Source organism: Shewanella sp. SG41-4, assembly GCF_014164505.1.
Taxonomy (GTDB): Bacteria; Pseudomonadota; Gammaproteobacteria; order Enterobacterales; family Shewanellaceae; genus Shewanella.
This window is the reverse complement of sequence record NZ_JACJFI010000031.1, coordinates 1-26,680: the sequence shown is the minus strand read 5'-3', so window position 1 is coordinate 26,680 and position 26,680 is coordinate 1. Positions and strand designations below refer to the sequence as shown.

The 26,680-nt window shown below is 42.2% G+C and carries 15 protein-coding genes; 9 read left to right on the top strand and 6 right to left on the bottom strand.

Translation table 11 applies throughout. From position 1 onward, the window contains the following. Positions 1 to 148 precede the first annotated feature (148 nt). The 6 genes from H5202_RS05110 to recD all read left to right on the top strand — a co-directional run bounded on the left by H5202_RS05110 (position 149) and on the right by recD (position 14,114). On the top strand, positions 149 to 1,060 hold the full coding sequence (locus tag H5202_RS05110) for an AAA family ATPase (RefSeq protein WP_182771110.1): 912 nt from the start codon (positions 149 to 151) through the stop codon (positions 1,058 to 1,060). Positions 1,061 to 1,072: 12 nt separating this feature from the next. After that, positions 1,073 to 2,191: a DUF58 domain-containing protein gene (locus H5202_RS05105; protein ID WP_182771109.1), complete on the top strand. Its 1,119-nt coding sequence runs from the start codon at positions 1,073 to 1,075 to the stop codon at positions 2,189 to 2,191. After that, on the top strand, positions 2,188 to 4,263 hold the full coding sequence (locus H5202_RS05100) for a transglutaminase TgpA family protein (RefSeq protein ID WP_182771108.1): 2,076 nt from the start codon (positions 2,188 to 2,190) through the stop codon (positions 4,261 to 4,263). Before H5202_RS05105 ends, H5202_RS05100 begins: the two co-directional genes overlap by 4 nt. A gap of 103 nt (positions 4,264 to 4,366) precedes the next feature. Beyond that, on the top strand, positions 4,367 to 8,182 hold the full coding sequence (gene recC / locus H5202_RS05095) for an exodeoxyribonuclease V subunit gamma (protein WP_182771107.1): 3,816 nt from the start codon (positions 4,367 to 4,369) through the stop codon (positions 8,180 to 8,182). Continuing rightward, on the top strand, positions 8,182 to 12,057 hold the full coding sequence (locus H5202_RS05090) for a UvrD-helicase domain-containing protein (protein ID WP_182771106.1): 3,876 nt from the start codon (positions 8,182 to 8,184) through the stop codon (positions 12,055 to 12,057). Before recC ends, H5202_RS05090 begins: the two co-directional genes overlap by 1 nt. Then, entirely contained in the window at positions 12,051 to 14,114 is a 2,064-nt protein-coding gene (gene recD, locus H5202_RS05085) for an exodeoxyribonuclease V subunit alpha (RefSeq protein ID WP_182771105.1), read from the top strand. The genes H5202_RS05090 and recD overlap by 7 nt, the downstream gene beginning before the upstream one ends. A gap of 290 nt (positions 14,115 to 14,404) precedes the next feature. Here recD and H5202_RS05080 read toward each other — a convergent pair whose 3' ends face one another. From H5202_RS05080 to H5202_RS05055, 6 genes are all read right to left on the bottom strand, one after another. Beyond that, entirely contained in the window at positions 14,405 to 14,740 is a 336-nt protein-coding gene (locus H5202_RS05080) for a hypothetical protein (RefSeq protein ID WP_182771104.1), read from the bottom strand. Positions 14,741 to 15,053: 313 nt separating this feature from the next. Beyond that, positions 15,054 to 15,389, bottom strand: a complete 336-nt coding sequence (locus H5202_RS05075) for a hypothetical protein (protein WP_182771103.1) — start codon at positions 15,387 to 15,389, stop codon at positions 15,054 to 15,056. 702 nt (positions 15,390 to 16,091) lie between these two features. Further along, on the bottom strand, positions 16,092 to 17,432 hold the full coding sequence (locus tag H5202_RS05070; protein ID WP_182771102.1) for a hypothetical protein: 1,341 nt from the start codon (positions 17,430 to 17,432) through the stop codon (positions 16,092 to 16,094). Positions 17,433 to 18,388: 956 nt separating this feature from the next. Next, positions 18,389 to 18,526 (bottom strand): hypothetical protein, encoded by a 138-nt coding sequence (locus H5202_RS24765; RefSeq protein WP_443019333.1) that lies wholly within the window; start codon positions 18,524 to 18,526, stop codon positions 18,389 to 18,391. A gap of 739 nt (positions 18,527 to 19,265) precedes the next feature. Then, complete coding sequence (locus tag H5202_RS05060) at positions 19,266 to 20,327, bottom strand: hypothetical protein (RefSeq protein WP_182771101.1); 1,062 nt, start codon at positions 20,325 to 20,327, stop codon at positions 19,266 to 19,268. 821 nt (positions 20,328 to 21,148) lie between these two features. Continuing rightward, positions 21,149 to 21,394, bottom strand: a complete 246-nt coding sequence (locus H5202_RS05055) for a penicillin-binding protein (protein WP_182771100.1) — start codon at positions 21,392 to 21,394, stop codon at positions 21,149 to 21,151. A gap of 495 nt (positions 21,395 to 21,889) precedes the next feature. Between H5202_RS05055 and H5202_RS05050 the strand changes: the two genes are divergently transcribed. From H5202_RS05050 to H5202_RS05040, 3 genes are all read left to right on the top strand, one after another. Further along, complete coding sequence (locus H5202_RS05050) at positions 21,890 to 23,491, top strand: alkaline phosphatase (protein WP_182771099.1); 1,602 nt, start codon at positions 21,890 to 21,892, stop codon at positions 23,489 to 23,491. Positions 23,492 to 23,510: 19 nt separating this feature from the next. Then, on the top strand, positions 23,511 to 25,439 hold the full coding sequence (locus H5202_RS05045; RefSeq protein WP_443019334.1) for an alkaline phosphatase: 1,929 nt from the start codon (positions 23,511 to 23,513) through the stop codon (positions 25,437 to 25,439). A gap of 127 nt (positions 25,440 to 25,566) precedes the next feature. After that, a complete protein-coding gene (locus tag H5202_RS05040) occupies positions 25,567 to 26,298 on the top strand; it encodes a hypothetical protein (RefSeq protein WP_182771097.1) in 732 nt (243 codons plus the stop codon). Positions 26,299 to 26,680: the final 382 nt, after the last annotated feature.

The following is a 26,680-nucleotide window of genomic DNA, read 5'->3' as shown; positions in this document are numbered from 1 at the left end:
TGATAAACCATAGCGATAAACCATAGCGATAAACCATAGCGATAAACCATAGCCACAAACAGTAGCTAGAATAAAACGACAAACCATCACTACAAACCGTCATTTTCAATAAACCCACAACGGTTTATTACTAACAGTTGGAGTTTTCGTGTCGCAATCAACTATTCAAACATTACTTAACCAACTAAGCCAAGTTTTGCTCGGTAAACCTGAGCAGATAAAACTTGCCGTCGCTTGTATCCTCGCCAAAGGTCATTTACTGATTGAAGATTTACCTGGCATGGGCAAAACCAGTTTGTCTCAAGGCATTGCCAGCAGTTTAGGCATGAGTTACCAGCGGATTCAATTTACCAGCGACATGCTACCAGCGGACATTCTTGGGGTGTCCATCTACAGTAAAGAACAACAACAATTTATCTTCCATAAAGGCCCGGTGTTTAATCAAATGTTGTTGGCAGATGAAATTAACCGCGCCAGCCCCAAAACCCAGAGTGCTTTACTCGAAGCCATGGCTGAACAACAAATTACTATCGATGGCATCACCCACCCTTTGAGTTCACCGTTTTTTGTTATTGCGACCCAAAATCCGGTTGATCAAGCGGGTACCTTCCCGTTGCCAGAATCGCAACTCGATCGATTTATGATGCGGATTTCTATCGGATATCCCAGCGCAGAAGCTGAATTAGCCATGTTAAAATCGCGTACTCAAGCCAATAAACCAGCATCGCTATCACAATGTTTAACACCGCAAGAGCTAATGCTACTGCAACAACAAGTGGCGCAAGTGTCGGCATCGGATGCGGTACTGAATTATTTAATTGCCTTGGTCGATTTTTCTCGGCAACACAATGTCGCTAACGGTTTATCGCCACGAGCCAGTATTGCTTTGCTACAAGCAGCTAAAGCATGGGCTTTTATCAATCAACGCCAGTACGTGGTACCCGAAGATATTCAAGCGGTATTTGCCTCGGTTGCCGAACACCGCATTCGCAGCAGTAGTCAATTTCAAGGCCAAGCGTTGTCTGACACTATCCTCGCCAGCGTCAACCCAATACGTTAACGGCGCAGGCACATGGCTAAATCGACGACAGCAAACAAGCACTCTTCAGCAATCTATGCCAATGACGCTATTAAGCCGTCTCGGTTACGTCGGTTAATTCCAGCATCGTTAACCCAACGCTGGTCAAGGTGGATAAGTAAACGCCTGCCACCGCAAAAGCAAATTACCCTCAGCCATAAAGGTATTTTTATTCTCCCCAGTGGTTTTGGAATAGTGTGGATTGGGTTGATCGTTTTACTGTATTTGTTTGGCACCAATTATCAAAATAACTTGGTGATTGGCTTAAGCTTATTGCTCGCCAGTGTGTTCCATACTTGTATAATTTACAGCTATAAAAACCTTGCAGGGTTAACATTTAATGCCGTCACACCACCGCAAGGATATGCCGAAGACAGCATGCCATTTCCTATCATGTTAACCGGCCATACACGCCAAAATAATCCCGACACCACCCACCAGCAAATTTGTTTGCAATTTAGTTACCAGCGCCATGTTCGGGTTAAACAAATGCACGAGCAAACTATTGCAATTGTGCCGTTTGAACAGCCTAAACGTGGCAAATTAAACCCTGGCCGGATCAAAGTTTCATCCTACTTTCCGTTAGGATTATGCCGCGCATGGTCCTATGTCGACTTAGATATTCATCATGTTATTTTTGCTAAACCAGAAATGTGTGATATCGAATTGGCAAGCCATATTAGCGATAATGATAACCAAAATGAACACGGTAAATTACGCCCTGGCGTTGACGACTACAAAGGCTTACGCAGCTATATTCCGGGTGAATCACTTAAACAAGTGGCGTGGAAACAATGGGCTCAGGGTAAAGGCATGTTATCCAAAGAATTTGCTGAGCCAGAAGGATTACCCGTTTGGTTAACCTTGGCCAATACATCGGGCAATGACATTGAACACAAGCTCAGTAAATTAGCATGGCAAGTCGATAAGTTAAGTCAATCGCAGCAAATATTTGGCTTAATTCTGGATGAGCATATTATCAATCAGCAAACTGGCGAAACACATCGCGTGGCTTGTCATACCGCTATTGCTACTTACCATGCTCCAGCAAATATGAACCCCGATTTTAATCCAGGTAATGTGGCAACATCATCCGTGGGTGAACCATCATGACCGATAACTTTGATGCCATCATTAGCCGTAATACCTTGTTTTGGTTGTTAATCACCAATGTCGCCATCCTCAGCCCTTTACATCAACAAGCGACCTTATGGAGCATTGGTATTTGTGCCATTTGCTTTGTTTGGCGCGTGGGGATTTTTCTCGGCAAAGTAGCCGCGCCGCCGAAACTATTGGTGACCACTTTAGCCATTGGCGCTGCAACCACCCTCGCCTTAGTGTCTAGCCAAATAGGTTTGCTCAATGCGTTGGTTAACTTATTGATATTAGGTTACGCGTTAAAATACATTGAAATGCGTGAACTTAGAGACGTCAAAGCCATTGTGTTAGTCGGCTATTTCCTTATCGGCCTGACCTTGCTTGATCAACAAAGCATGCTTAATACCCTGCACTTATTGGCAGTAGCGGTGCTCAATACCGGCGTGTTAATCAGTGTTTATCAAGACAAATCGAATAAAGTCGCTAACCTCAGTTTTAGTCTTAAGATAATATTACAAAGCCTGCCGTTAGCCATATTACTGTTTGTGGTGTTCCCGCGTCTCGGGCCATTATGGTTAGTGCCTAATATGAAAACCGCCAAGACAGGTTTGTCTGATGAAATGTCATTTGGTGACATTAGTAAGCTCACTCGCTCAGCAGAATTAGCCTTTAGAGTTGGTTTTGATAATCCAGATGGCAGCACCCTAGGACCTTCCAATCAGGATTTGTATTGGCGTACTCTGGTGATGGAAAATTATGACGGCAAAACCTGGCGTCAAGACCCCAGTATTCAACAAATTCAGCGACAAGCATACTTTAACAAGCCCATGCGCCAAGCCCCTATAAATGTTTCTAATACTAATGTTAATGCGGGTGCTAGCAGTAAAAAAATCGACTATGTAATCATTAGTGAGCCCAGTCATCAAAAATGGTTATATGGTTTAGATGAAGCGTTTAGCAGCAATGATCAAGTGGTTGAATTAGCAGATTATCGTTTGTATTCGTTAAGACCTGTCGATCAGCGTATGAGCTATAGAGTGACCTCATATCCTGAGACGATCATGGATCTCAAACTCGATTCAAATACTAAACAGCTAAACCTTGCGTTGCCAGCCAATAGCAATCCAAAAACCCGAAAACTCGGTTTGCAGTTCGCCAAAGATTATCCCGAACCACAAGCGCGCATTAATGCGATGATGAATTACTTTGCTGAACAAGCCTATTATTACACCCTGAGCCCGCCTAGTGTTGGCGAGCAACAAATTGATGATTTTTTGTTTGAAAACCGTGCAGGATTTTGTGCTCATTACGCCTCAGCGTTAGTATTTATGGCACGCGCTAGCGGTATTCCAACCCGCATGGTAACCGGTTATCAGGGCGGAGATTATAATGCTAAAGCGGGCTATTACAGTGTTTATCAATACATGGCCCATGCGTGGACCGAGGTATGGTTTGAAGGCCAAGGTTGGCAGCGTTTTGACCCTACCGCAATGATTGCACCGCAGCGGGTGTTAGATGGCTTTGATGCCACCTTTGACAGCCAAAGTAGCTACTTACAAGACAGCCCTTTTAGCACGCTGCACATGAAACAATACCCATGGTTAAATGAATTACGCCAGCAGTTTGCCAGTGTCGATTACTACTGGAGTGTGTGGGTATTAGGTTTTGACGAACAACGTAAACAGCAAGTATTAGCAAAATTATTGGGTGATGTTAGCAGCACTAAAATCGCCTTACTGATGATTTTTAGCTTTATCATTATCGCACTGGTTATTGCCTATTACGCTGGGTTGTTCAATATTGATCGTCAACAAGATCCGCTTAATAAACGTTATCAACTCATTTGCCAACGCTTAGCGAAAAAAGGCATCGCCCGCCAGCAAGGTCAAGCAGCGTCTGATTACGCCGCAGCGGTTAACGCACATTTAAGCGCCCTTACCCCTCAAGTGGCAGCTGACTTTACAGCCCTAAGCGATGCCTATGTGGCACTTAAATATCAACCACTGTCGGAATCACAAACCCAGCAACAGCAGCAACACTTTAAGCGGTTATATCGCCGATTGCGTTTACGACTGCTGCGCAATTGAACTTGTGCACAACATCAGCAATCATCCTGATTATTAACGGTTTTGATTGATGATTTAAGGCAGAGTCCATAGAATGAATTAATCTCAAATTAGCGGGTCACCCATGCTTACTTTAATTCAATCTAATCAGATGGAAGTGTTATCTGAACAACTGGCCAAACTGTTGGCTATTCGTTTAGATAACGTCAGTTTATTAGCCAGTGAGCATGTGTTAGTTCAAAGCCCCGGGATGTCGACTTGGCTGCGTTTAGAAATAGCCAAACACAATGGTATCGCCGCAGCATTATCGTTCCCGTTACCCTCTAGTTTTACTTGGCAGTTATGCCACGACCTGCTGCCCGATGTACCAAAAGATAACGCTTTTACCAAAGCGGCGATGACCTGGAAGTTAATGGACTTATTACCAAGCCTGCTAAATAACCCAGACTTTAGTCCGCTCAAACAGTACTTATCGCCTCAAGTTGATAGCACAACTGATATCGCTGATACCGATATTCTTGATACAGATGTAAACGCGAATACTGATACTGATATTGATATTGATACTGAAACTAATGTTCATACAGCAAACAGCCACGCCATATTGCAGCTCAATCAATCTCATGATGCGATTAAACTATTTCAATTGTGTGGCCGCATTGCCGACATTTTTGACCAATACTTGGTTTACCGCCCTGAGTGGATTTTAGCGTGGGAGCAAAACCAGCCATTATCGAGCCTAGATAACCGCCTAACATTAGATGAAAACCAGCAATGGCAACCGATCCTGTGGCGAGCATTAATCGACTATAATCAACATCATTTGCACGCCAGCCATTATCATCGAGCCAATTTACATGCCGATTTAATTGCAACCTTGGCCAATCCTGATACCGATTTATCGATGTTGCCCGCTCGATTATACGTGTTTGGTATTTCATCCATGCCGCCACAAACCCTCGATGTGCTGTACCACTTAGCCAGTCGTATTGATGTGATAATGTTATCTCTCAGCCCTTGCCAGCATTATTGGGGCGATATTATTGAGCCGAAAACCCGCGCTCGCATGGCACTGCAATATGCCAATAAAAAACAACTAGACCAAGACTGGGAAGACAAGCTAGAAGTGGGTAACCCTATATTGGCCAATAATGGTCAAATGGGCCGCGAACTGCTGGATTTATTACTGTCGTTGCCGCCAGAACACACCGATTTTGGTTACGACTGTTATGTTGAGCCCGAGCCGAATAATCTGCTGCACGGGGTGCAATACGATATCTTACAAATGGAAACACTCGGCCAGCCATTAGGGCCAAACGCCAGTTTGTATCAAGATATTCATGCCCGCCGCACCTTATTGCCAAGTGATGACTCAATTACCTTACGCAGTTGCCACAGTGCCCTGCGTGAAGTTGAAACCTTACATGATCACCTTTTAGAATTATTATCAAACAACAGCGACTTAAGCCCTAAAGACATCGTGATCATGATGCCCGATGTTGCGGCGTATGCTCCGTATATTGATGCGGTATTTGGTACCGCCAACAGTCAGTATTTTGCCGACAAAAATCAGCACAAAGGCGATTACTACATACCTTACGCCATTGCCGACAGGGGGGCAGCACAAGAGTCACCGCTGATTAATAGCTTTTTAAGCCTGCTAAATATCAATCAAAGTCGCTTTGGCCTCACAGACATTATTGGTATTTTAGAAGTGCCTGCTATTTTGCGTCGTTTCCAACTCGATGATGACGAATTGTCATTAATCCGCCGCTGGCTAGACGATGCGAATGTCCGTTGGGGACGCAGTGAGCAAACTCGTAGCCAACTAGGTGTGCAGCCTTTTACGCAAAACTCATGGGCATTTGGCATTAAGCGTTTAATCCTAGGCTACGCCTTTAACGACGATGCCGATATTTATCGCGATACTTTGATGGTGCAAGGCATTGAAGGTCAATCATCGCAAGCATTAGGTAAGTTGCTCAACTTTTTAGAAACCATCGATACTTATTTTAACTTATTTGCCAATGACTACAGCACCGCAGAGCGCCTTGAACAATTACAACAACTACTCGCCGATTGCTACGACACCACAGATGACGAGCGTGAGCAAATTCAAGCCATTCGAGATGCATTAGTCACCCTAGACACTGAGCTTGAAAGCGCCGGTCATCAAGGCCAAGTCGATATTGAAGTCCTAAAGCAGTGGTTTAATCAGCGCTTAACTGAATCTCGGGTCGGCCAACGTTACCTTGCTGGTAGCGTGAATTTTTGTACCTTAATGCCAATGCGCTCAATCCCCTTTAAAGTGGTGTGCTTGCTGGGAATGAATGACGGCGTCTATCCGCGGGTACAACATCCTGTCGGGTTTGATTTAATGGCGCATTTTGGCCCTAAAAAAGGTGATCGCTCGCGCCGATTAGACGACCGCTACTTATTTTTAGAAGCATTACTGTCGGCCAGAGAGCAACTTTACATCAGTTATATTGGCCACAGTGAGCGCGATAATGCCGAACGTATCGCCTCAATGTTAGTGTCTGAGTTGGTCGAATATTGCCAACTCAGCTACCTACCGCAATCCTTACAGCAACAGCTTGAACAACAAGCCGAAATCAACCTTGATGATGCCGATAAAGCCGTACTGGCACAGCTTATTCAAGCACAACCTTTGCAGCCTTTTGATGCTAAACTTTTCCGAGGAACACCACAATCTGCGCATAGTGTGAATAAACTGCAACATAGCTTTAATGCCCAATGGTGCCCGCCACCCGCCAATGCGACCATTAACAATCACTTTTTTGAGCAAGCATTACCCTTGTCGGCTGAACAGGCAGATGAAGTGTTTGCCCATACTCATATTAATAGCGAAGGCATTAAAGTGGTCGAACTCGAGTTGTCGGCATTAATTCGTTTTTACCGTAATCCAGCGCAATTCTTTTTCAATCGCAGTTTAAAAGTCGATTTATCATTGGATATTCAAGCCGATGACAATGACGAACCGTTTAGCTTAAATGCACTCGAGCGATATTTATTGCAATCACGCATGCTCGACAATGCCATTGAACATCAACTCGACAGTCCAGATCTCGAATTACTCAGCAAGCTCAAAACCAGCGGTGAATTGCCCATGGCGCCGTTCGACGACTTGTTAATTAATCAATATTTACGCGATATATCGCCGTTGATTAATCGGGTGCAGTTTTTACAAGATCAACAAACCATGCACACGCTGAATGTGGATCTTAACTTTGATTTACCGATGCAAGACTTTCCAGCGCATGCTCTATCTGTGCAGGATTTACCAGCACAAGCAGATACAACCCATTCGTCCACCGTGCGAGTCAATCTTGTCGGCCGTATTGACGATATTTTGCCTAAAGGCTTAGTCAATTACCGCCCCGGCACAGCCCACGGACGAGATTTTATTCGGGTGTACTTACGTCATTTATGCATCAACGCCATGGCCAATTCGTCTACCTCGGGCATGGGTAAAAATCAATTCAGTTACTTACTCGACATTGGCCATTTTCATGCCTTTGCGCCTATTACTGCTGAACAAGCGCAGGCACAACTCATGCGCTTTATCAGTGGTTTTATTCAGGGGCAAACTCAACCCTTGTGCTTTATGCCTAAAACGGCTTTCGCCTATGTTGAAACCGATGGCGACCATGAAGAAAAGCTACTTAAAGCCCAGCAAAAATGGGATGACGGCCAAAACCAATTCGGCGAAGGGCACGACCCACATAACCAACGTTTATTCCATTTCCCAGAAGACTTTAGCGAAGCTAGGTTTGGTGCATTAGCCATCCATTTGCTGCAACCCATGTTAAGCCAGTATCACAAAGATAAATTGGCAGAATTAGACACCTTTGTCAGTGGCACCGCGGTCGATATTCAAGCGCAACTCATTGCCAACGCAGCTAAACTAGGAGCGCATTAATGGACGCTATTGCCGTGAAACCGCTTAATGCCCTCACCTTACCTTTTAACGGTTCAAGCTTAATTGAAGCCAGTGCTGGTACGGGGAAAACCTATACTATTTCCGGTTTGTATTTACGTTTATTGTTAGGCCACGGCGGTAAATCGCCGTTAAGTTGTGAGCAAATTTTGGTGGTTACCTTCACCAACGCCGCCACTGAAGAACTCAGAGACCGAATTCGTAAACGGATTAACTTAGCGTTTAAACGCTTTTTAGGCTTAGCCGTAAACGATGAGTTTATTGAACAGCTTTACCAAGACACCTCGGAAGATGAACGTCCTATTGCGTTAAGACGCTTAGACTTAGCGTTAAAGTCGTTAGATGAAGCGGCCATTTTTACCATTCACGCCTTTTGCCAACGCGTGTTGTCAGACATGGCATTTGAGTCGTCATTGCTATTTGAGTCCGAATTCACCCTCGACGACAGTGAGTTTTTACACCATGCAGTGCGCGATTTCTGGCGTGAAGTGTGTTATCCATTACCGCCCTTTTTAGCCCAAGCTATCAGTGATGTGTTTGCCGAACCTGATGTGTTAGCACAAAAACTACGACCGTTATTAGGTGCAAGCCAAGCAGTGCTATCAAAGCAGCCTCTGGCCTTTGAAACCCTACAACAACAGCTAAGCCAAAGTATCAGCCGCTTTACCTTATTGTGGCAAAGCCTGCACGACAGCACCCTTGAATTATTGCAATCGCTACCACTAAACGGTCAACGATTTGGTAAAGGCACCGACGGCTATCCTAAACTTAGCCAACTGTTTGATAGCATTAGTAACTGGGTGAAATTTGGCCAAGGATTACCGCCAATAAAAGCGCTGGAGCAACTGGCATTATCCGAGCTTAAACTCAATAAAGGGGGCGTTATTCCCAGTGCGAATGAAGCGCCGTTACTGGAGCATATTGAACGCTTACTTGAGTTGATTAATCAGCTTATTCCGTCATTTTTAGTGCGCGCCCGTGAGGGAATTCGCCAACGCTTTGCGGGCCAAAAACAGCAACGCAATTTGATGACACCCGATGATCTATTGCTCAGCTTAGCCATGGCGCTCAGCCAAAACCCAATCACCTTAGCCCATGCCATTGCTAAGCGTTTTCCGGTCGCATTAATTGATGAGTTCCAAGACACCGACCCATTACAATTCACCATTTTTAATCAGGTGTATCAACAGCCGCTAGCGTCACAACTGGGCTTAACCGCAGATACAAGGGTGAATAGCCCAGATGATGACAGTAAAAGTAATGACGACATTAGTAATGACAACAACGATGATGACGCTAACAAGGGTCGCTTAAGTTTATTAATGATTGGCGATCCTAAGCAGGCTATTTATGCTTTCCGTGGTGCCGATATTTACACTTATATTGCCGCTCGCCAACAAACACAGGCTCATTATAATCTTGACACCAATTACCGCTCATCCACTCAGTTAGTCAATGGCGTTAATCAGCTATTTAGTCAACACCAAGACCCGTTTATTAGCCAAGCTATCCCCTATGATATTGTTAAAACCCCATCATCGGCAGCCAATAAACACCTGAGTGAAGCGACAACCAATCCAGCGGCTTTGCGGATCCGCTTATTAGCCGAAGACGATGTTAATGGCTTAAATAAAACTACTGCAAGACAACGCTTAGCTGCTGATGCTGCCAGTGAAATAAAGCGCTTACTCACCGAGGCGCAACAGGGATTATGTAAAGTTAATACCAGCCTTGAGCAGGAAGCTAAACCGCTCATTGCCAAAGACATTGCCATATTGGTGCGCGACCGTAACGAAGCCGCTGTAATGAAGGCGGAGTTATCAGCACGTAAAATTGGCGCGGTATTTTTAAGCCGAGACAGCGTATTTAACACCATTGAAGCCCGTGAAATGGCTATTTTATTGTATGCCTTAGCCACGCCTAAAAATGAGCGTGCTATCCGCGCCGCACTGGCCACTGAGCTTGTTGGTTTTAATGCCCAACGGATCCATCAATTTAACCAAGATGAAGAACAACGCCAGCAGGTATTAGATCAATTCACTCATTGGCATCAGTTGTGGCAACAACGCGGCGTTATGCCTGCGCTGCTTAACTTTGCCAGCGAAACTAAACTGATCCATCGTTATCTGTCGCAATCTGTCACGGCTGACATCAATAGTGTTGATAAACATAACGCTAATACTCACAGTGATAGCAGTTATAGTGACAACAATAGTGATAGCACTTATAGCAGCAATAGTGACAATAGCTTTAATGATGCTGATGACGACAACACAGCAGATCTTAAAGCCTCTGGCGAAAGACGCTTAACCGACTTTAGGCATTTAGCCGAATTGCTGCAGCAAAAGGCCACTGAGCTCGATGGTAGCAGCGCCCTTATCAATTGGTACGAACAACAACTGATTGGTAACAATGGCGGTGATGAGCAGCAACTGCGCTTAGAAAGCGAGCAGAACTTGGTGCAAATTGTCACTATTCATAAAAGTAAGGGCTTAGAATATCCGGTCTGTTTTGTGCCGTTTGTCAGCTTAGCCCGTGGTAATAAAAAACGCCCTGCGCCGATGATGTACCATAAAAATGAGCAGCTCATTTGGGATATCGACGCCACCGATGAAGGCTGGGAACAACTCAAACAAGAAACCCTCGCTGAAGATTTACGCTTGTTGTATGTGGCGTTAACACGGCCGGTTTACGTGTGTTATTTGTATATTGCCAACCAAAGCCGCCAATTAAAGGCGGGGATCAGCAGTCAATTACATGAAACAGGTATCGGTTATCTGTTGGGCATTACCGACAAGAAAACTGACTTCACCCTTATTCAAGCCAAAGTGAATGCGATAGCCACATTACCGGCAATGAGCGTGGAATGCTTAGGCAACGATATTGACGATTCAGTACTCGCCGATATTAACGATAATAATGACATTCTAGCGGCCAAAAAAGTCACTCGCGTTCAGAGCCTTGCGTGGCGCGTGGGCAGTTACTCTGGCTTAGTGAAACATCTGCCTCACGAGAGAGTCGCACCCGGTGCCGACGATGAAGACTTCACCGATGAGTTAATCCAATTACAGTTACAAGATGAACTCACCAGCGAACCCGTACTTGATCGCTTTACCTTCGAGCGCGGTGCCAATGCCGGTAGTTTTATGCATTTAGTGTTAGAACTGTTTGATTTTACCCAAGCAGACACCGAGCTGACACCAGCGCTAACGAAAGCCATGAAACAATATGGGTTTGACGAAGTCCTATGGCAACAACCGCTAATGGACTGGTATCAGCAAATATTGGCCGCGCCGCTGTTTATCAAGCCATCGTCACAGGACACATCACTGATATTAAGCCAATTAGGCATGAAGCAAAAAATGGTCGAAATGGAGTTTTACTTGCCTATTTCAACCTTACAAGCATCGCAATTAAATCATATTTTGCAGCAGCACGGTTATGTCGCAGGACTCGACTTTGATACTTTAAAAGGCATGTTAAAAGGCTTTATCGATTTAACCTTTGAACACCAAGGCCAATTTTATATTGCCGATTATAAGTCCAACCATTTGGGCGATAACTATAGCGACTATACTCGCTCTGCCATGGCTAAAGCCATTGATGCCCATCGTTATAATTTGCAATACATCTTGTATACCTTGGCGTTGCATCGTTACTTATCGCTTAGATTACCAAACTACAATTATCAACAGCATATTGGCGGCTGCTATTACCTGTTTTTACGCGGCATGCATCCTGAGAATCCTGGCGCTGGGGTATTTTATGACAAACCACCGCAAGCGTTAATCGAACAACTCGACCGCTTATTTACAGGTAATACAGACAATCGTGCGCCGGAGACGTCATCATGCTAATACTCACCCATCCAATCACTGAGTTATTACACCTTTGGCAAGAACAGCGGCTCATTACCGCACTCGATCGTCATTTTGCTTTAGAGCTGGCCAATATTGAAACCATCAATAACGATCCCGCAATTAGCGAACAACAGCCGCAACTGTTCTTGCTTGTTTGCGCCATGCTTAGCCAGCAATTGTCGAATCAGCACAGTTGTTTAGTCATCGAGCAAATTGATTTAGCCAATCCCATGGCAGAAGACAACCGCGGCAACGCTGAAATCAATTGTCGGATTGAGCTTAACCATCAACAATTGATTGAACAAATCGCGCTATTTGATGCCGTCGGCCAGCCCGGTGACAATAAACCGATGATCTTTGAACATGGACGCTTATATTTAAATAAGTACCACTTTTTTGAAACTCAAGTGGCGGCTAAGTTGACCCAATTAGCCAATCAACAAATTGAAATCGACCTAGCTAACAGTAATCTGCCGCAACTCATTGAATGTTTATTTACCGCAGAAGACAGCAATAGCAGCCCGTTTAATTGGCAAAAAATCGCTACAGCAACGGCCTTAGCCAAAGCATTAGCGGTGATCACAGGTGGCCCAGGAACCGGTAAAACCACCACAGTAACTAAACTATTATTGTTACTGTTAACCCAATCGCCGCTAACCATCCGTTTAGTCGCGCCTACAGGTAAAGCTGCAGCAAGGCTGAGTGAGTCTATCAAGGCGTCTAAACATCGTTTACTGCAACAGCTAACCCAAGTGAGCGACCCAGTATTGGCGAAAGTATTAACAGATTCGCTAAAACAAATACCAGAAGAAGCCTCAACATTGCATCGACTATTGGGGGTTATCCCAAACTCATATCAATTTAGGCATCATCAGGATAATCCGTTGCGCTTAGACTTACTGGTGGTTGATGAAGCATCGATGGTCGACTTACCCATGATGTACAAATTACTCAGCGCCCTACCGTCTCATGGCCGTTTGATATTGTTAGGCGACCAAGATCAACTCGCATCAGTAGAAGCTGGCGCAGTGCTAGCCGATATTTGTGTTGGCTTAAAACAAGCTAATCAGCATGAGGCATCACCATGGTCAATGCGTTACAGCGCAGCACAGGCAAAGCTCATTGAGCAATTAACCCAACAAAATGTCAGTCAGTTTATTCATCAACAGCCTAAAATTGGTGACAGTTTGTGTATGTTGATGCACAGCCATCGTTTTAAAGGCTATGCCGGTATTGGCCTATTAGCCAATGCGGTTAATCAATCTAATGTGCATGCGATTCGTCAAGTGTGGCAAGATAATCATGCCGAATTGAATTGGTTTGAACATCAGCATAATGCCCAGGGAGATAACACTGGCAAACAAGCGTTATTGACATTATCGGCAAACGCTTATGGTGAGTATCTGAGTTTGGTACAAGAAAATCAGCAAAGGATAAATCAGCAGGCCATTATCGATCAAGCGGATCGACAGGACAGTGCCATAACACTGCCTCATTCTGAACAAACCATCATCGACAGCTTTAACCAATATCGAGTCTTGTGTGCCATGCGAGCTGGAGAATTTGGAGTTGAGGGCATGAACATCGCCATCACCGACAGTCTTAAACACGCCAAACTGATTAATCCTCAAAATGAGTTCTATTTAGGCCGACCGATCATTATTCAAAGTAACGATTATAACTTGGGCTTATTTAATGGCGACATTGGTTTAATCTTGCAAGACAGCACTAAGCCAAGTCGCTTAATGGCCCACTTTGTTATGGCCGAATGCAGCCTGCTCAAAGTATTACCCGCACGCTTACCAAGCCACGACACTTGCTACGCCATGACAGTACATAAAAGCCAAGGCAGCGAGTTTGATAAAGTCAGCTTTGTATTACCGCATAAACCCAGCTCCGCCCAATGGCAATTACTCAGTAAAGAACTGCTTTACACCGCCATCACCCGCGCCAAAAACCATTTTTATTGTTTAGGCACTGCAATGATATTTGAAAAAGCCAGCAAACAAGCGACATCACGCGCATCAGGTTTAGCTTGGAGATTGTGGGGGTGATTGTGGAGCTGATTGTGGAGCTGATTATATAAATAGTAGTATGAGCGCTGTTTCAGGGTAAGCAAGTGCTCAATAACAAACCGATAATGACGACATAATATTGATGAACACGGGAAACTCATCATTCAGATGATTAAGCGAGACGCCGATTGTTGATTTTTAAATCAGCTTCTATGTGGGCTTAGCCAAAACATCCATGTTGTAGATACTCGCTAACTCATCGGCATCTATCATTTTATTATCTTCAATTTGGCTTAATTGTGGCTAACTTAGGTAATTTGTTATGTGTCTTACAAGCTAGTGTAACTATCATTAACTTCAACGTTGATATACCTCTGCTTATTATCCAATACAATTGAAATAGTAATAGCATGTAAGCTTAAGCTTTCATCTCGAATTATGCCCTGAAATCTATTGGTGTATTTGTCATAAGTGAAAGAGATATTTTGGGAGTTAAGATAATTCTCAATAGCTTTAGCATCATCTCCAACTTTCAAGCTTTGAACAATATTTCTCTCAACCTGTTCCGAAGTTGATTCAGCTTTTTGTCCACATCCAAATAAAGAAGCGATAAAGAATAAGACGATGTAATAATTACGCAAAGCTTGAGCCTCTCTTTGGCACATAACGTTTTAGCATTTGTGCGATGTGCACTTTGCATGCCGCAAACAGCTTGGTAGACTTGCCCTATGCCGAGTCAAGGTTAACTGATAAGTTTTATACTAAAGGAGTTTTCTTTTTTGACATCGGCTCTGGGCTGAAGAGCAATTTTGAATTGATTACAAGGCTTGATTTGTACGTATTTCATTGAAATCACCTTGCCATTGTGGTGTTCCATCACATCTTTTCTAAATCTAGTTGATTCAATAACTGTAGTTCAATCCATTGAAGTATCATTTTGCTCCGCGCAACAGCTTAGTTCAACACCAAATTATGTTGCTAGTTTGAAGAAACATACATAACCCACGAACCAAGAGCAAAAATACTGCCAGAAATGGTTAGTATTGAACAAATTTTAGCTAAAACTGACCATATTTTTTTCCCTTGATATGTACTCGCAGACTTCCAGACTGCAATACTAATCAAGATAAAATAAACGGACTTTAAACAATCTCCGATAATTAGCGACTCTACCGTTGTTAATTTTGAAACAATTAAACTAATAATTACACTTATTAGAACGAATCCAGCCCAAAAGACATCAACTAATCTAAACCCACCAGAAAATAGTTTTTTAACAAAATTTTGTTTTTCTTCTAATGCAACATCATTCATTTCGAATCTTCCTTTTTGTAACAAGGCAAAACCATGCACCCATTTTATGAAGAATTAACATAACTGCTTTTATGTTTGATTGCGATAGCCTTCTGCACTATTCAAATGTAAAAACTGAACGAAAATCATCAAAAAACTGAATGGCATATGGAAACTAATGAGTAATACGGTAGATTTTAAGCTGCACTCGCGGCTGGTTTGATATCAAAGTGGAAAAGAGGTTATTTTTTAGTGTTAGTCCTAGTTTTAAAGATTAAGCTTTAAGCACACAACCAAAATTGGCAGTTTGATACACATTAGCGTCGTTTTTGATCTAAAAGTTCACTAAATTAACCATGCCATATATGGCCGCGCGTTCTGAAGGTGAGCCGATCGCTATAGATGATAAAGTACTTCGAGACTCTTATGACCGCAGCTAAAAATACAATCAATCTCTGTAGCGGCAAGTCAAACCAAATGATGAATAAAAGCACTTAGACCTACAAAAATAATGGTGGACAACTGAATGATTGAACATCGCTGATCGTTTTTATATTAAGTTGATTATTCTTCCGGTGTTTATTAGTTTTTGTAGGGCTTGGCCACGATTTGACTCAATTTATTCCACTTCTATTAAAAAAGGGGCGATTTCCAACCCCTTTTTCATTTTCTAACTGTTATAGCTCAGATAAGTGTGGTTTGCAGAAAATCTGCGTTGATTGATTACTTTCTGCCACCCCCTCGTGTCAGTTTTATGATGCTGGTTGCGGTAACTTCGTTGTTGTTGGGGTTTGCATCATCTGCGCTAGCCACTGTGGCCGTCCAGTTAATGGTAGCGGCATAACCAAGGTCAATAATAAACATTTGAGTGAACGACGCACTTCTGTTGGCACCTAGCTCCGTGAATTCAAAAACCCACGGTGAGCCATTGATAGGACGTCCATTTGTCTCTTCGGCGCTTACCGTAACGGTACCGGAAGCAGCGTCTGGCCCCGCATTGGCGATGGACACAATAAATTCTCTGCCCTCTTCCATGCCGTCTATCATGCGCACGGGTACCTGTAGACCGGATTTACTACTGATCGATAAGTCATAGGTGATATTGATATCGCTTGAGGTCACGCAAGATATTGGGGTTGCATAACCGAGTGGCATTGGCCAGTTGTGCATGAAATTAATCACCGCGCGAGTATCATCAGCTGATTGGGCAAACCCACCGATATTACCGCCAGTGAAACCAGCAGCAATACCCTCTCCAGTAGTTGAATCGGCCATATCGGCAACACAATGCCCATTTTCAGCAAAATTATTGCAGAACACCGCCTCTAGGATAGAGCCTTTTTTGATGAAGAATCGATCTGCATTATCAGGAGTGACGGCCAAATACTCGAAGAAGCCAAAGCTTGTATCGCCAAGTATATAAGCGGGTTTTGGTAGTGATTTAGCCTGACTTGAGAAGTTGTCTAAGCGAGCATACTTATAATCTCGGTAGTCCAAGAAAGCTTTAGTAACAGTTTCCATATTACCTTTTACTTCTTCCCTGTAATCCTCATATAGTTTGCCAAGGATAGTGTCGTCTACTTCCGTCAGACCAAATATCTGATTAAGATAGACAATCAAGTCCACATTAACTTCGCCAGACTTCCCAGACGCTGTACCGATCCCCCTTGCTGCAGTGTTAAGTACATCAACACCTTCAGGTAAACCAACACCTATGTCACCCGTCAGCATCAGTTGCCTATAGATAGCTAGGTTCTGTATTGGCGAGTCGATGGTGCTGCTCAGTACTTTTGGTGTATTCGGATCAATGCCATTTTCGACCGTGTTAGCAACTAAACGTCCGGCGGGATCGAGAGTGACACAATCTGCGGTGGACAAGCTCACAATCACGTCGTCTAATTGAGATTCAAATACTGATGAACCCGATCTAGCAACATTGATACGACCAAAATCAACCTCCTGTGTACAACCCGTACATTCAGCAGCGACCGCGCAGGAGTATTGATCAATGCTACTAACAACATCTTTTCCATCTATTTTCACCGCACAACTCGTAGGACACATCGTATTTAAGTCGTTGGACACATTAAAAGCGATGGGTTGCCTACATAATCCACCCCAGACCTCTAAACCAGTCTCGGGATCGATTACAAGCTGTGGTTCTGTTGGGATGGGAACACCGTTTTCATCCCGATAGAGAATAACGAGCTCCTTATAGTCAGGTGTATCTCCACTTCCACCGTCGCTACCGCTTCCACTTCCACCGCCACCTCCACCGCCTCCACCGCCCCTTCCACCACTGGGGGCAGCACTGATATTAGCAGTAATGATTAAGCAGGTAATCAGAAGCAGGCCAATGTAACTTTTCAATGCTAAAATATATTTTTTCATTTCATAACTCCCTGTCATTTAGATATATAACAACGATTTGCAAAATACGAATTGGTCTAAACTTATAAGATAACTACGTAATAATGTTGTTATTCAGGAATCATCTACTTAGTGCTGTCAGCGACCCTATGAGTTAGCGCCAATTTTTAGACTTCGCTTATACCTCTGAGATTACGGCTAAGTTAAAAATATTGAATCTTTGCTTATAATCCTCAGAAAATAATATTTACCGTACAGGATAAGATTAGGCTGAGTTAAACCGATAAACTATAAAAAAATAACTCAATATGCTCAAATGTTGACCTACATCAATTCGAGTTAAATTCGCATGTGAAGCGTTCAAAAAGCAAACTTTCATGCGATAGCCATAACTTTGGAAGTGTGTATACAATTAAACATATCATCCATTTTTATGATGAATTAACACAACTGCTTTTAGCTTTGATTGCGATAGCCTTCAGCACTATTCAAATAAGTAAATTGAATATAAGTCATCAACAAACTGAGCGTTATATGGGAAATGATTAGTAATACGGTAGATTTACAGCTGCATTCGCGGCTTGATTGATATCAAGCTAGATGAGGTTAGTATTCTAGTTCTAGTTCTAGTTCTAGTTCTAGTTTTTAGATTAAGCCTTAAAATACCACCAGCGCTGATAGTTTGAAGCGCCTTGTCGTCGTTTACGCTCTAAATGCTTAGAATATTCTGTTAAGGCCAGTAACGCCCCAATAACACCTTTGAATAATGAACCAAAGTCAGTGGTCATTTTTAGCCAGTTCTTGGCAGATATGTTGAGTCTATTGATAATATCGTGGCGATTTGTACTAATAGCACCACGTTTATCCTCTCAAATAATTCGCCCAGTATCTTCCACCAGCAGAATATAGTCTTAATACCATCAGCCCTAAAGTCATACCCAGACGTTCAGTACCAACAAAAGGCAATAACTCTGCCGGTTGCTAACCTTTTATCACTGAGTTAATTCGGCGTTGTATACAGGTGAAATAGGAGGTTTCGGGGTTTTAGCCATCTTGGCACGAATGGGAGTTTTTGTTGGTGAATTAATGTCGACATAGCCGTGCAGGCAAATAAAGCGGCATCATCTAATAACGCTTGGCTTTTTATAAAGGAATAGGTAAACCTGCCCTCCCATAAATTCGTCGGGAATGAATTTGAACAGCTGCAGTTGGCCCAAAGGGTGAGCACCATGGATGGCTACGAATAAAATCTGCCAGTGCACTTATCTTCTTTGTTGGCCATTCGAGCAATCAACTCATTCAACGAGCGCATAAATAACTAATATCGATTACGCGTTTTCGATACTCTGTAATGCATTCATTTACTTGTTTATTGCTCAAATGGGTTAAGGTCTTCTTCTTTGACATACTGATGATTGAATAATGCGCCATTAAAGCCTTTATTCCACGGTATAAGCACTTCGCTCTAGCGAATCATGTTATTACTTAAATAAAAAAGTAAGGGCAATGCAACATTGCCCTTAAAATTTAGTAAGGTGTATATTCATAAAGAGGATCATTTGAGCAAGTGACCTTAACATAACCTGTTGCAGTAGACTCACTGTCAGTCCGACTGGTTCTTACGTAGGCCGCAGAATAGTAATTTTGATTCGAAGCAAGTCCACCTGGAGTACTGTAGCTTGTCGCTGTCCTCTTATAGCCTGTAGGACAATATGCTGTACCATACTGCCAATATTCATAATCCAGACAACCAATGAACTCAGACACACAAGTGCGAGTTTTAGTTAATGGTTGGGTTACGACAACAATATCTGACGCCTCTCTACATAATAGTCGACCATCTGTCTGAACGCCTGCAACGTAATAGCCATCAATACATTCACGACCCAAGGAATTTGATAAAGTATTAATTTTACTTGTTGCTACACTAAGTTGACTTTGAAGATAACTGATTTGGCTACTTGTATATGAATCTTCGCTTTGAATTGAGCGGATCTGGTTTGCGATTGTTTGATATTGTTGCAAAGCAACATATTGGTTACTCGCTACAGAAGTATCAAGTGAATTGACCCGACTAAACAATGTATTTATCAGATTAGTTTGGTAGGCGTTAAGTTGCTCTTGAGAGTCTACTTGACCCGTAAGTAAATCAATCGCAACCCTATTAAGTTCAATTTTTTCAGCCATTAATGCATCTGCAGCTTGACTTTGGGCATCAACTGACTCGATTTGATCTTCTAACTCTTCGAAACGAGCATTAATGATGACCAATTGATCAGATAATGTCATATTTAATAGATCTATTTGGCTTTGTAGAAAATCATCTCTCGCTTGCAGTGCTGCATCAGCAGCATTTAATGCTTGAATGGATGCGTCAGTTGCTGCATTGGACGCATCTAGAGCTTCATTTGTAGCTTCTACCGCCCCATTAGTGGCTTCAACTGCCTCATTCGTAGCATCTATAGCAGCATTTGTGGCGGCTATTTGCTCTTCTAAAGCGATAAATGGTTTTCCATTTGGAGTGTCTTTAGCATGTGCTTGGCTGATTGTTAGTGCGACCAAAACAATACAGTACAGGAGTGCTTTCATTTCAATGTTCCTTTATTGAAAAAATCAATATTAATTCAACAACAAACTCTCATACATCTTATTGAGTTTGCTCACAGTTATTTCCTACTCAATACTTACATAATATCTACATAAGATTTACATAAGATTTACATGCTAAAGAGTATAGGCAAGAATCATTGTTTTGTAGGATGTGGGGCGTGTTAAGCATCGCATATTTTTTGTGTAGTGAACTTTAAACAGGAAAAGGAGATTTTTTATCGATTGAAGCTAATAAATTTACTTTATAATTTTCAGTGACTACAGCGTATTCTGAACCATAACGTGCAAGTAGTTTATAGGCTCAGTTAATCGTGGTATGACCACAAAAATTATCATCATAATTTAATAAGAAAGTTAGAAAATACACATAAATTGAGTCTAATCCAAAGTTAGAGTTTAAGTCATTTAGATCAGTTTTATATTTTACAGAATCACACTCTAGACACACGAAAGATGTCATCGCAATCCTTGAAACGTATAACGCTTATTGAACAGCTCGCAAAATAAGACCTGACACTTAAGCTATTGATTAATAATATCTTAAATTTTATATATGTTTGAGATAAAGTAACATTCTCCCGCCTACCGCACTAAAAAATGTTGGTTTGCCAAGACAATATAAATAACACCCCACTAAAATAAACATTATCAATAACTTATAGTAAGTCAGTTCTTTACACCCTTAGATTTCGTTTGTTTATTGAATAGCTTTTATCTTTTTTAACTAATGACACTATTCAAAACTAACTATGTCATCCACTCTACCGCTACCCTGCCGAACAACTCGCAGCATCATTAAATCAATAGGTTGAGTTGGGCGTACTCTCAGGGTTAACCTCACCATAAACTTCTTCAGGATCAACATCATTAATCAGTAATATTTCCCTAACGGTTTCAATGTGATCTAATATTTTTTGGTAGCTGTCGCCATATTCATACTTAGTCACTTCAATTGATTTAGGCATGTAGGTAAACGCAATTTTCAATGCGTTTAATGCAGACTCACTCATTTTGTCACTCTTTACTTCACTATTTACTTCACTCATAACTTCCCTCATCTGATTACTTATAACTTCCCCCATACAAACAGTCCTTATCTAATTGTTGGAATTAATAACATCTTACTTAACTATTCTGCCATAAGGTAGAGTTGCGATTGATTGTGTCAATAAACACATAAGCAAGGTAGGAGTTCAACTATGCCCCCTCTTTTAAAGCTAATCAACTTAACCTCTTTAGACTCAGATTACGATAGGTTTTATGATTGTTTATTAATATATTAGTTAATTTAATCATGGTGTTGGGTGTTAATTGCATACAGAAATACTCAGAAGCATAGCGGCCAGGCAAACTTATTGTTATGTAATAACTCCAATACTAGGATCATTATTAAATAACTATAAAATCAACAACTTGATTATATACACATAAAACCTAAACTCTCTTGTAATCTAATTGTAACCGCAGTGTTACTTAACCTTCATTGTAAACCTCTATGTTATGGCCAGGTTCTCAAATAACTTAATACAACATAGGGTAATATGAATATGCTCAAACAAGGCTTATCAGTGGTTATCGCTAGTATATTGTCATCGGCAACATACGCAGGTTCTGCAACCGCAGCGACAACGACTGACACACAACTCAATAATGCTTGGTATAAAGACGGCCAAGCAACCATCACAGAAAAATTACAACAATCAAGATCAACAAGAGCAAAAAATGTCATCTTGTTTGTTGGCGATGGTATGGGGATTTCTACACTTACCGCTGCTCGGATTTTAAAAGGGCAATTAGCCGGTAATTCTGGTGAAGAAGGTTACTTAAGCTTTGAAACATTTCCTTATTCTGCTCTAGTTAAAACCTACAATGTAGATGCACAAACACCAGATTCAGCAGGCACGATGACCGCCATGATGAGCGGCTTAAAATCAGATGCCGGGGTTCTGGGTGTTGATGAAGACGTCGTTCGTGGTACTTGTGCCTCAGTCAAAGGCAACGAAGTAGTAACCGCCTTAGAGTTAGCCGAAATAAAAGGCTTATCGACGGGAGTGCTATCAACCGCACGTATTACCCACGCAACGCCAGCCGCCACCTATGCAAAATCAGCAGACCGTAACTGGGAAGATATCTCAGACATGGATATTGAAAATAATGCTGAACGTGCAGATTGCGAAGATATCGCATCACAGCTGGTTAACTTTGAAAATCTAGAACAGCGTTACACCGGGGTTGATGTCGATGGCATTGATGTTGTGATGGGCGGTGGTCGTCGTCATTTTTTACCTAAAGATGTCGCATTTAATAGTGCCGATGCAGTAAGCGCGATTGAAGGTGACCGAACTGATGGCCGCGACTTGACCGCAGAATGGAGTGCTATGTATCCAAATGGTCAATACGTTATTGACCAAACTGGATTTGATGCTATTGATACTGAATCCACTGAACGTGTTTTTGCTTTATTCAATGAATCGCATATGCAATACGAAGCCGACCGAGCCAATGATATTGCTGGCGAACCAAGCCTGTCTCAAATGACAGAAAAAGCCATTAAAATTCTTGATAACAATCCAAAAGGTTACTTCTTAACGGTTGAGTCTGGACGAATTGACCATGGTCATCATGCTGGCAGTGCAAGCACAGCGCTTAATGATGCCATTGAATTTTCAAATGCCGTTCAAGCAGCAATAGATGCAACAAATGATGAAGAAACGCTAATCATTGTCACAGCTGATCACAGCCATGTGTTTACGATTGCTGGCTATCCAAAACGTGGTAATCCTATTTTGGGTAAAGTGGTTGGTATTGGTGCGACTGAGCCTAGCGAAGATTCTGCTGGTAATCCTTACACCACTTTAGGTTATAGCAATGGACTTGGTTTCAGAGACTTAGGTGCTGAAACAGATGGCGATGCATCTTATGCTGCTGAAGCTATCGCTGGCCGTCAAGACATCACCGCAATCGATACAACAACCTCAGGCTATCACCAGGAAGTAACGGTGCCATTAGATAGCGAAACTCACGCGGGAGAAGATGTGGCTATTCATACATCAGGCCCAGGAGCGCACTTAGTTCAAGGTACAGTTGAACAAAGCGTTGTATTCCATTTAATCAATCGTGCTCTTGGTTTAGTTGGTCAATAGACCCTATAAGGTTTTTATGATGAATAAATTTATATTATCAACATTAACAGTTTCTTTGGTTTTAGCATTATCAGCTTGTGGCGACAACGGTGACAATGGCACTGATGGAACTAACGGCATTAATGGTTCTGATGGTTCAAACGGTACTAATGGTACTAACGGAACTAACGGAACTAACGCGTTAATTACCCAAACCCCCTTAGCGGTAGGCAATGCTAATTGTCTTAATGGTGGTGTGCAAATCGACTCGGGTATCGATACAAATGCTGATACCGTTTTAGATGCGTCTGAAATAACATCAACTCAATATGTATGTTCACCTGCCGTGACGGCAGTAAATGATACCGAACTATTAAGCAGTTTAAATAATTCATGGTTTAGTCAAGGCGCTGCCGAAATAGAAACAGCAGAAAGTGTTTGGCAAAAAATAGATAGCCAATTAGCAAACAATGCCAACGTATCGATTGCAACAGCATCTACCGCGGCTGAAATAACCGCACTTAAAGGCTCAGCTAAAAATGTGATTTTATTTGTTGGTGACGGTATGGGTGTTTCAACGGTAACCGCAGCGCGTATTTTAGATGGTCAGAATAAAGGCATGATGGGTGAAGAAAACCAATTAAGCTTTGATAAGTTTCCATTTTCTGGTTTAGCAAAAACCTACAACGTTGATGCACAAACACCAGATTCTGCAGGAACAATGACAGCGATGATGTCGGGCGTTAAAACAGATGCTGGCGTGTTAGGTGTTGACGAAGATGTGGTTCGTGGCAATTGTGCTAGCACGAAAGGCATTGAGATGATCACTGCGTTAGAGTTAGCTGAAATTGCAGGTAAATCAACGGGTGTTATCTCAACCGCACGTATTACCCACGCGACACCTGCTGCAACTTATGCAAAGTCAGCAGACCGTAACTGGGAAGATATCTCAGATATGGATATTGCCAACACCCCTGAACGCGCTAATTGTGAAGATATTGCATTACAGTTAGTCAATTTTGAAGCCAACTTAGAAGCTCGATATGCCGGTGTAGATGTTGATGGTATTGAAGTGGTTATGGGTGGTGGTCGCCGTCATTTTTTACCTAAAGATATAGCATATAACAGCAATGACGCAGTCAGTACCATTGAAGGTGACCGTACTGATGGCCGTGACTTGACCGCCGAATGGCAAGCTCAATACGCAACAAGTGCTTATGTCTTTGACCAGACTTCATTTAATGCTATAGACACTGAAACAACACCGCGCGTATTTGGTTTATTTAACGAATCGCATATGCAATACGAAGCTGACCGTAAAAATGATATTGCCGGTGAACCTAGCTTGTCAGAAATGACCGCCACTGCCATTAAGGTGCTTGATAATAACGACAAAGGTTTCTTCTTAACGGTTGAATCTGGTCGAATTGACCATGCTCACCATGCCGGCAATGCTTATAACGCGCTAAATGACGCGATTGAGTTTGCTAAGGCTGTGCAAGTCGCGGTTGATGCAACAAGCCAAGAAGACACCTTAATTATTGTTACTGCTGATCACAGCCATGTATTTACCATTGCAGGCTATCCAAAACGCGGTAACCCAATCTTAGGTAAAGTGGTTGGGATTGGTGCGACTGAGCCAAGTTTAGCCTCAGACGACATGCCTTATACCACGGTTGGTTACACCAACGGCCTTGGCTTTAGAGATTTAGGCACACAAACCGATGCTGATGCCAGTTATGCAGCTGCTGCAGTAACAGGCCGCGTTGACTTAACAGATGTTGATACATCAACCGCAGGGTTCCACCAAGAGTCGTTAGTGCCACTAGGGAGTGAAACGCATGCGGGTGAAGACGTTGGTGTTTTTGCTGTAGGACCTGGCGCTCACTTAATTACAGGAACTAACGAGCAAAGCTTAATATTCCATGTGATGGATTACGCTGGCAATCTTTCTGGTACTCCCCAGTAAAGTCAGTTAAATAATCACAACTCGGAATGAGTAATTAAAAAGTTATCAATTAAGAATAGGGGCTTGCCCCTATTCTTTAACTTTTTGCTTGCGCCTTGATACTTGACCAGCCAATAAGATGAAACACATGAAAACTCTATTGTTAATAACTGCTATTACTTTCCCGTTATTTGCATCAGCAAGTGACACTTGCCAATCAACTGCCTTCATGGCGACCTATAACATTGAACAAACGACTCACGATGCGGCATCAAACAAACAAAACCAACTGGTATTATTAAGAGCCCAAAATTCTGTATTTCATATCAACAATCAACAAGTCGCAACACAATGGACCACACTGCCACATAATCACATGAAAAAAACCTCATACTTTATTGATGACAAACGCGCCATTGAATATGAAGCAACCAAAACGATATCTAATCAAGAATGGCAATATCATGCACAATTACTCCATCCATTATTTCAAAAGCAGTCAACACTCATTGAAACTACTGGACAAGGTTGCGATAAACTAGAACATTATCAACAACAAACAAATACAAAAACGGTTGATATATGGTGGTTTCCAGCAAAAAAACTAGTACAACGCATTAGTACTGCATTGTCAGATAAAGGTGAATCGGCAGATAAAGCCGTAAATTGGCAATTAGCCGAAGTAACATACGACAACAAAATGATTCAACAACAGTTAGATACATTCTCTGCGTACCAATCTACTGACTTTGCTGATATTGGCGATAATGAATCTGACCCGTTTTTTAGAAAAATGATCAACTTAGGTTTTATTGAACACAGCGCTTCAGGATTTTATGACAGCGAAGGAAATTCATTATCGTCATCACATCAGCATTAACTGATGCAGGATACTGATGTAATGAAGTAAATTTATCTACATTTTACACTTCTGCCCGCAAAGCAGAGGCAGTTATCTTTAGCTTATTCATCTGTAATATTTTTTATATTAGCGTAAAAATGGATAAATTAGAGTCATTATTGAGGTCGAGATAATGGAATGTTAAGTCATGAAAATCTTAGCATTAGCCATACTCAATAAGCCATACACACTCTTTTATGGTTAATTGGCTTAATACCTTTCGACTTCAGTGGCTAAGTGCTTTAGCAATTGATAACAGCTGAAAACATGAGTATTACCTACAAATTATTCGGTGTTGGAATACTCATTAGATGATAAATAGGGTCCAGATGGGTAGACGCAATTGTTATTTGTCTTCTGC

Coding starts and splice junctions, on each gene's coding strand:
- H5202_RS05090 (WP_182771106.1), top strand. CDS start 8,182: ATGGACGCTATTGCCGTGAAACCGCTTAATGCCCTCACCTTACCTTTT.
- recD (WP_182771105.1), top strand. CDS start 12,051: ATGCTAATACTCACCCATCCAATCACTGAGTTATTACACCTTTGGCAA.
- H5202_RS05080 (WP_182771104.1), bottom strand. CDS start 14,740: ATGTGCCAAAGAGAGGCTCAAGCTTTGCGTAATTATTACATCGTCTTA.
- H5202_RS05105 (WP_182771109.1), top strand. CDS start 1,073: ATGGCTAAATCGACGACAGCAAACAAGCACTCTTCAGCAATCTATGCC.
- H5202_RS05040 (WP_182771097.1), top strand. CDS start 25,567: ATGAAAACTCTATTGTTAATAACTGCTATTACTTTCCCGTTATTTGCA.
- H5202_RS05060 (WP_182771101.1), bottom strand. CDS start 20,327: ATGAAAGCACTCCTGTACTGTATTGTTTTGGTCGCACTAACAATCAGC.
- H5202_RS05045 (WP_443019334.1), top strand. CDS start 23,511: ATGAATAAATTTATATTATCAACATTAACAGTTTCTTTGGTTTTAGCA.
- H5202_RS05100 (WP_182771108.1), top strand. CDS start 2,188: ATGACCGATAACTTTGATGCCATCATTAGCCGTAATACCTTGTTTTGG.
- H5202_RS24765 (WP_443019333.1), bottom strand. CDS start 18,526: ATGACCACTGACTTTGGTTCATTATTCAAAGGTGTTATTGGGGCGTTA.
- recC (WP_182771107.1), top strand. CDS start 4,367: ATGCTTACTTTAATTCAATCTAATCAGATGGAAGTGTTATCTGAACAA.
- H5202_RS05070 (WP_182771102.1), bottom strand. CDS start 17,432: ATGTGTCCTACGAGTTGTGCGGTGAAAATAGATGGAAAAGATGTTGTT.
- H5202_RS05075 (WP_182771103.1), bottom strand. CDS start 15,389: ATGAATGATGTTGCATTAGAAGAAAAACAAAATTTTGTTAAAAAACTA.
- H5202_RS05050 (WP_182771099.1), top strand. CDS start 21,890: ATGAATATGCTCAAACAAGGCTTATCAGTGGTTATCGCTAGTATATTG.
- H5202_RS05055 (WP_182771100.1), bottom strand. CDS start 21,394: ATGAGTGAAGTAAATAGTGAAGTAAAGAGTGACAAAATGAGTGAGTCT.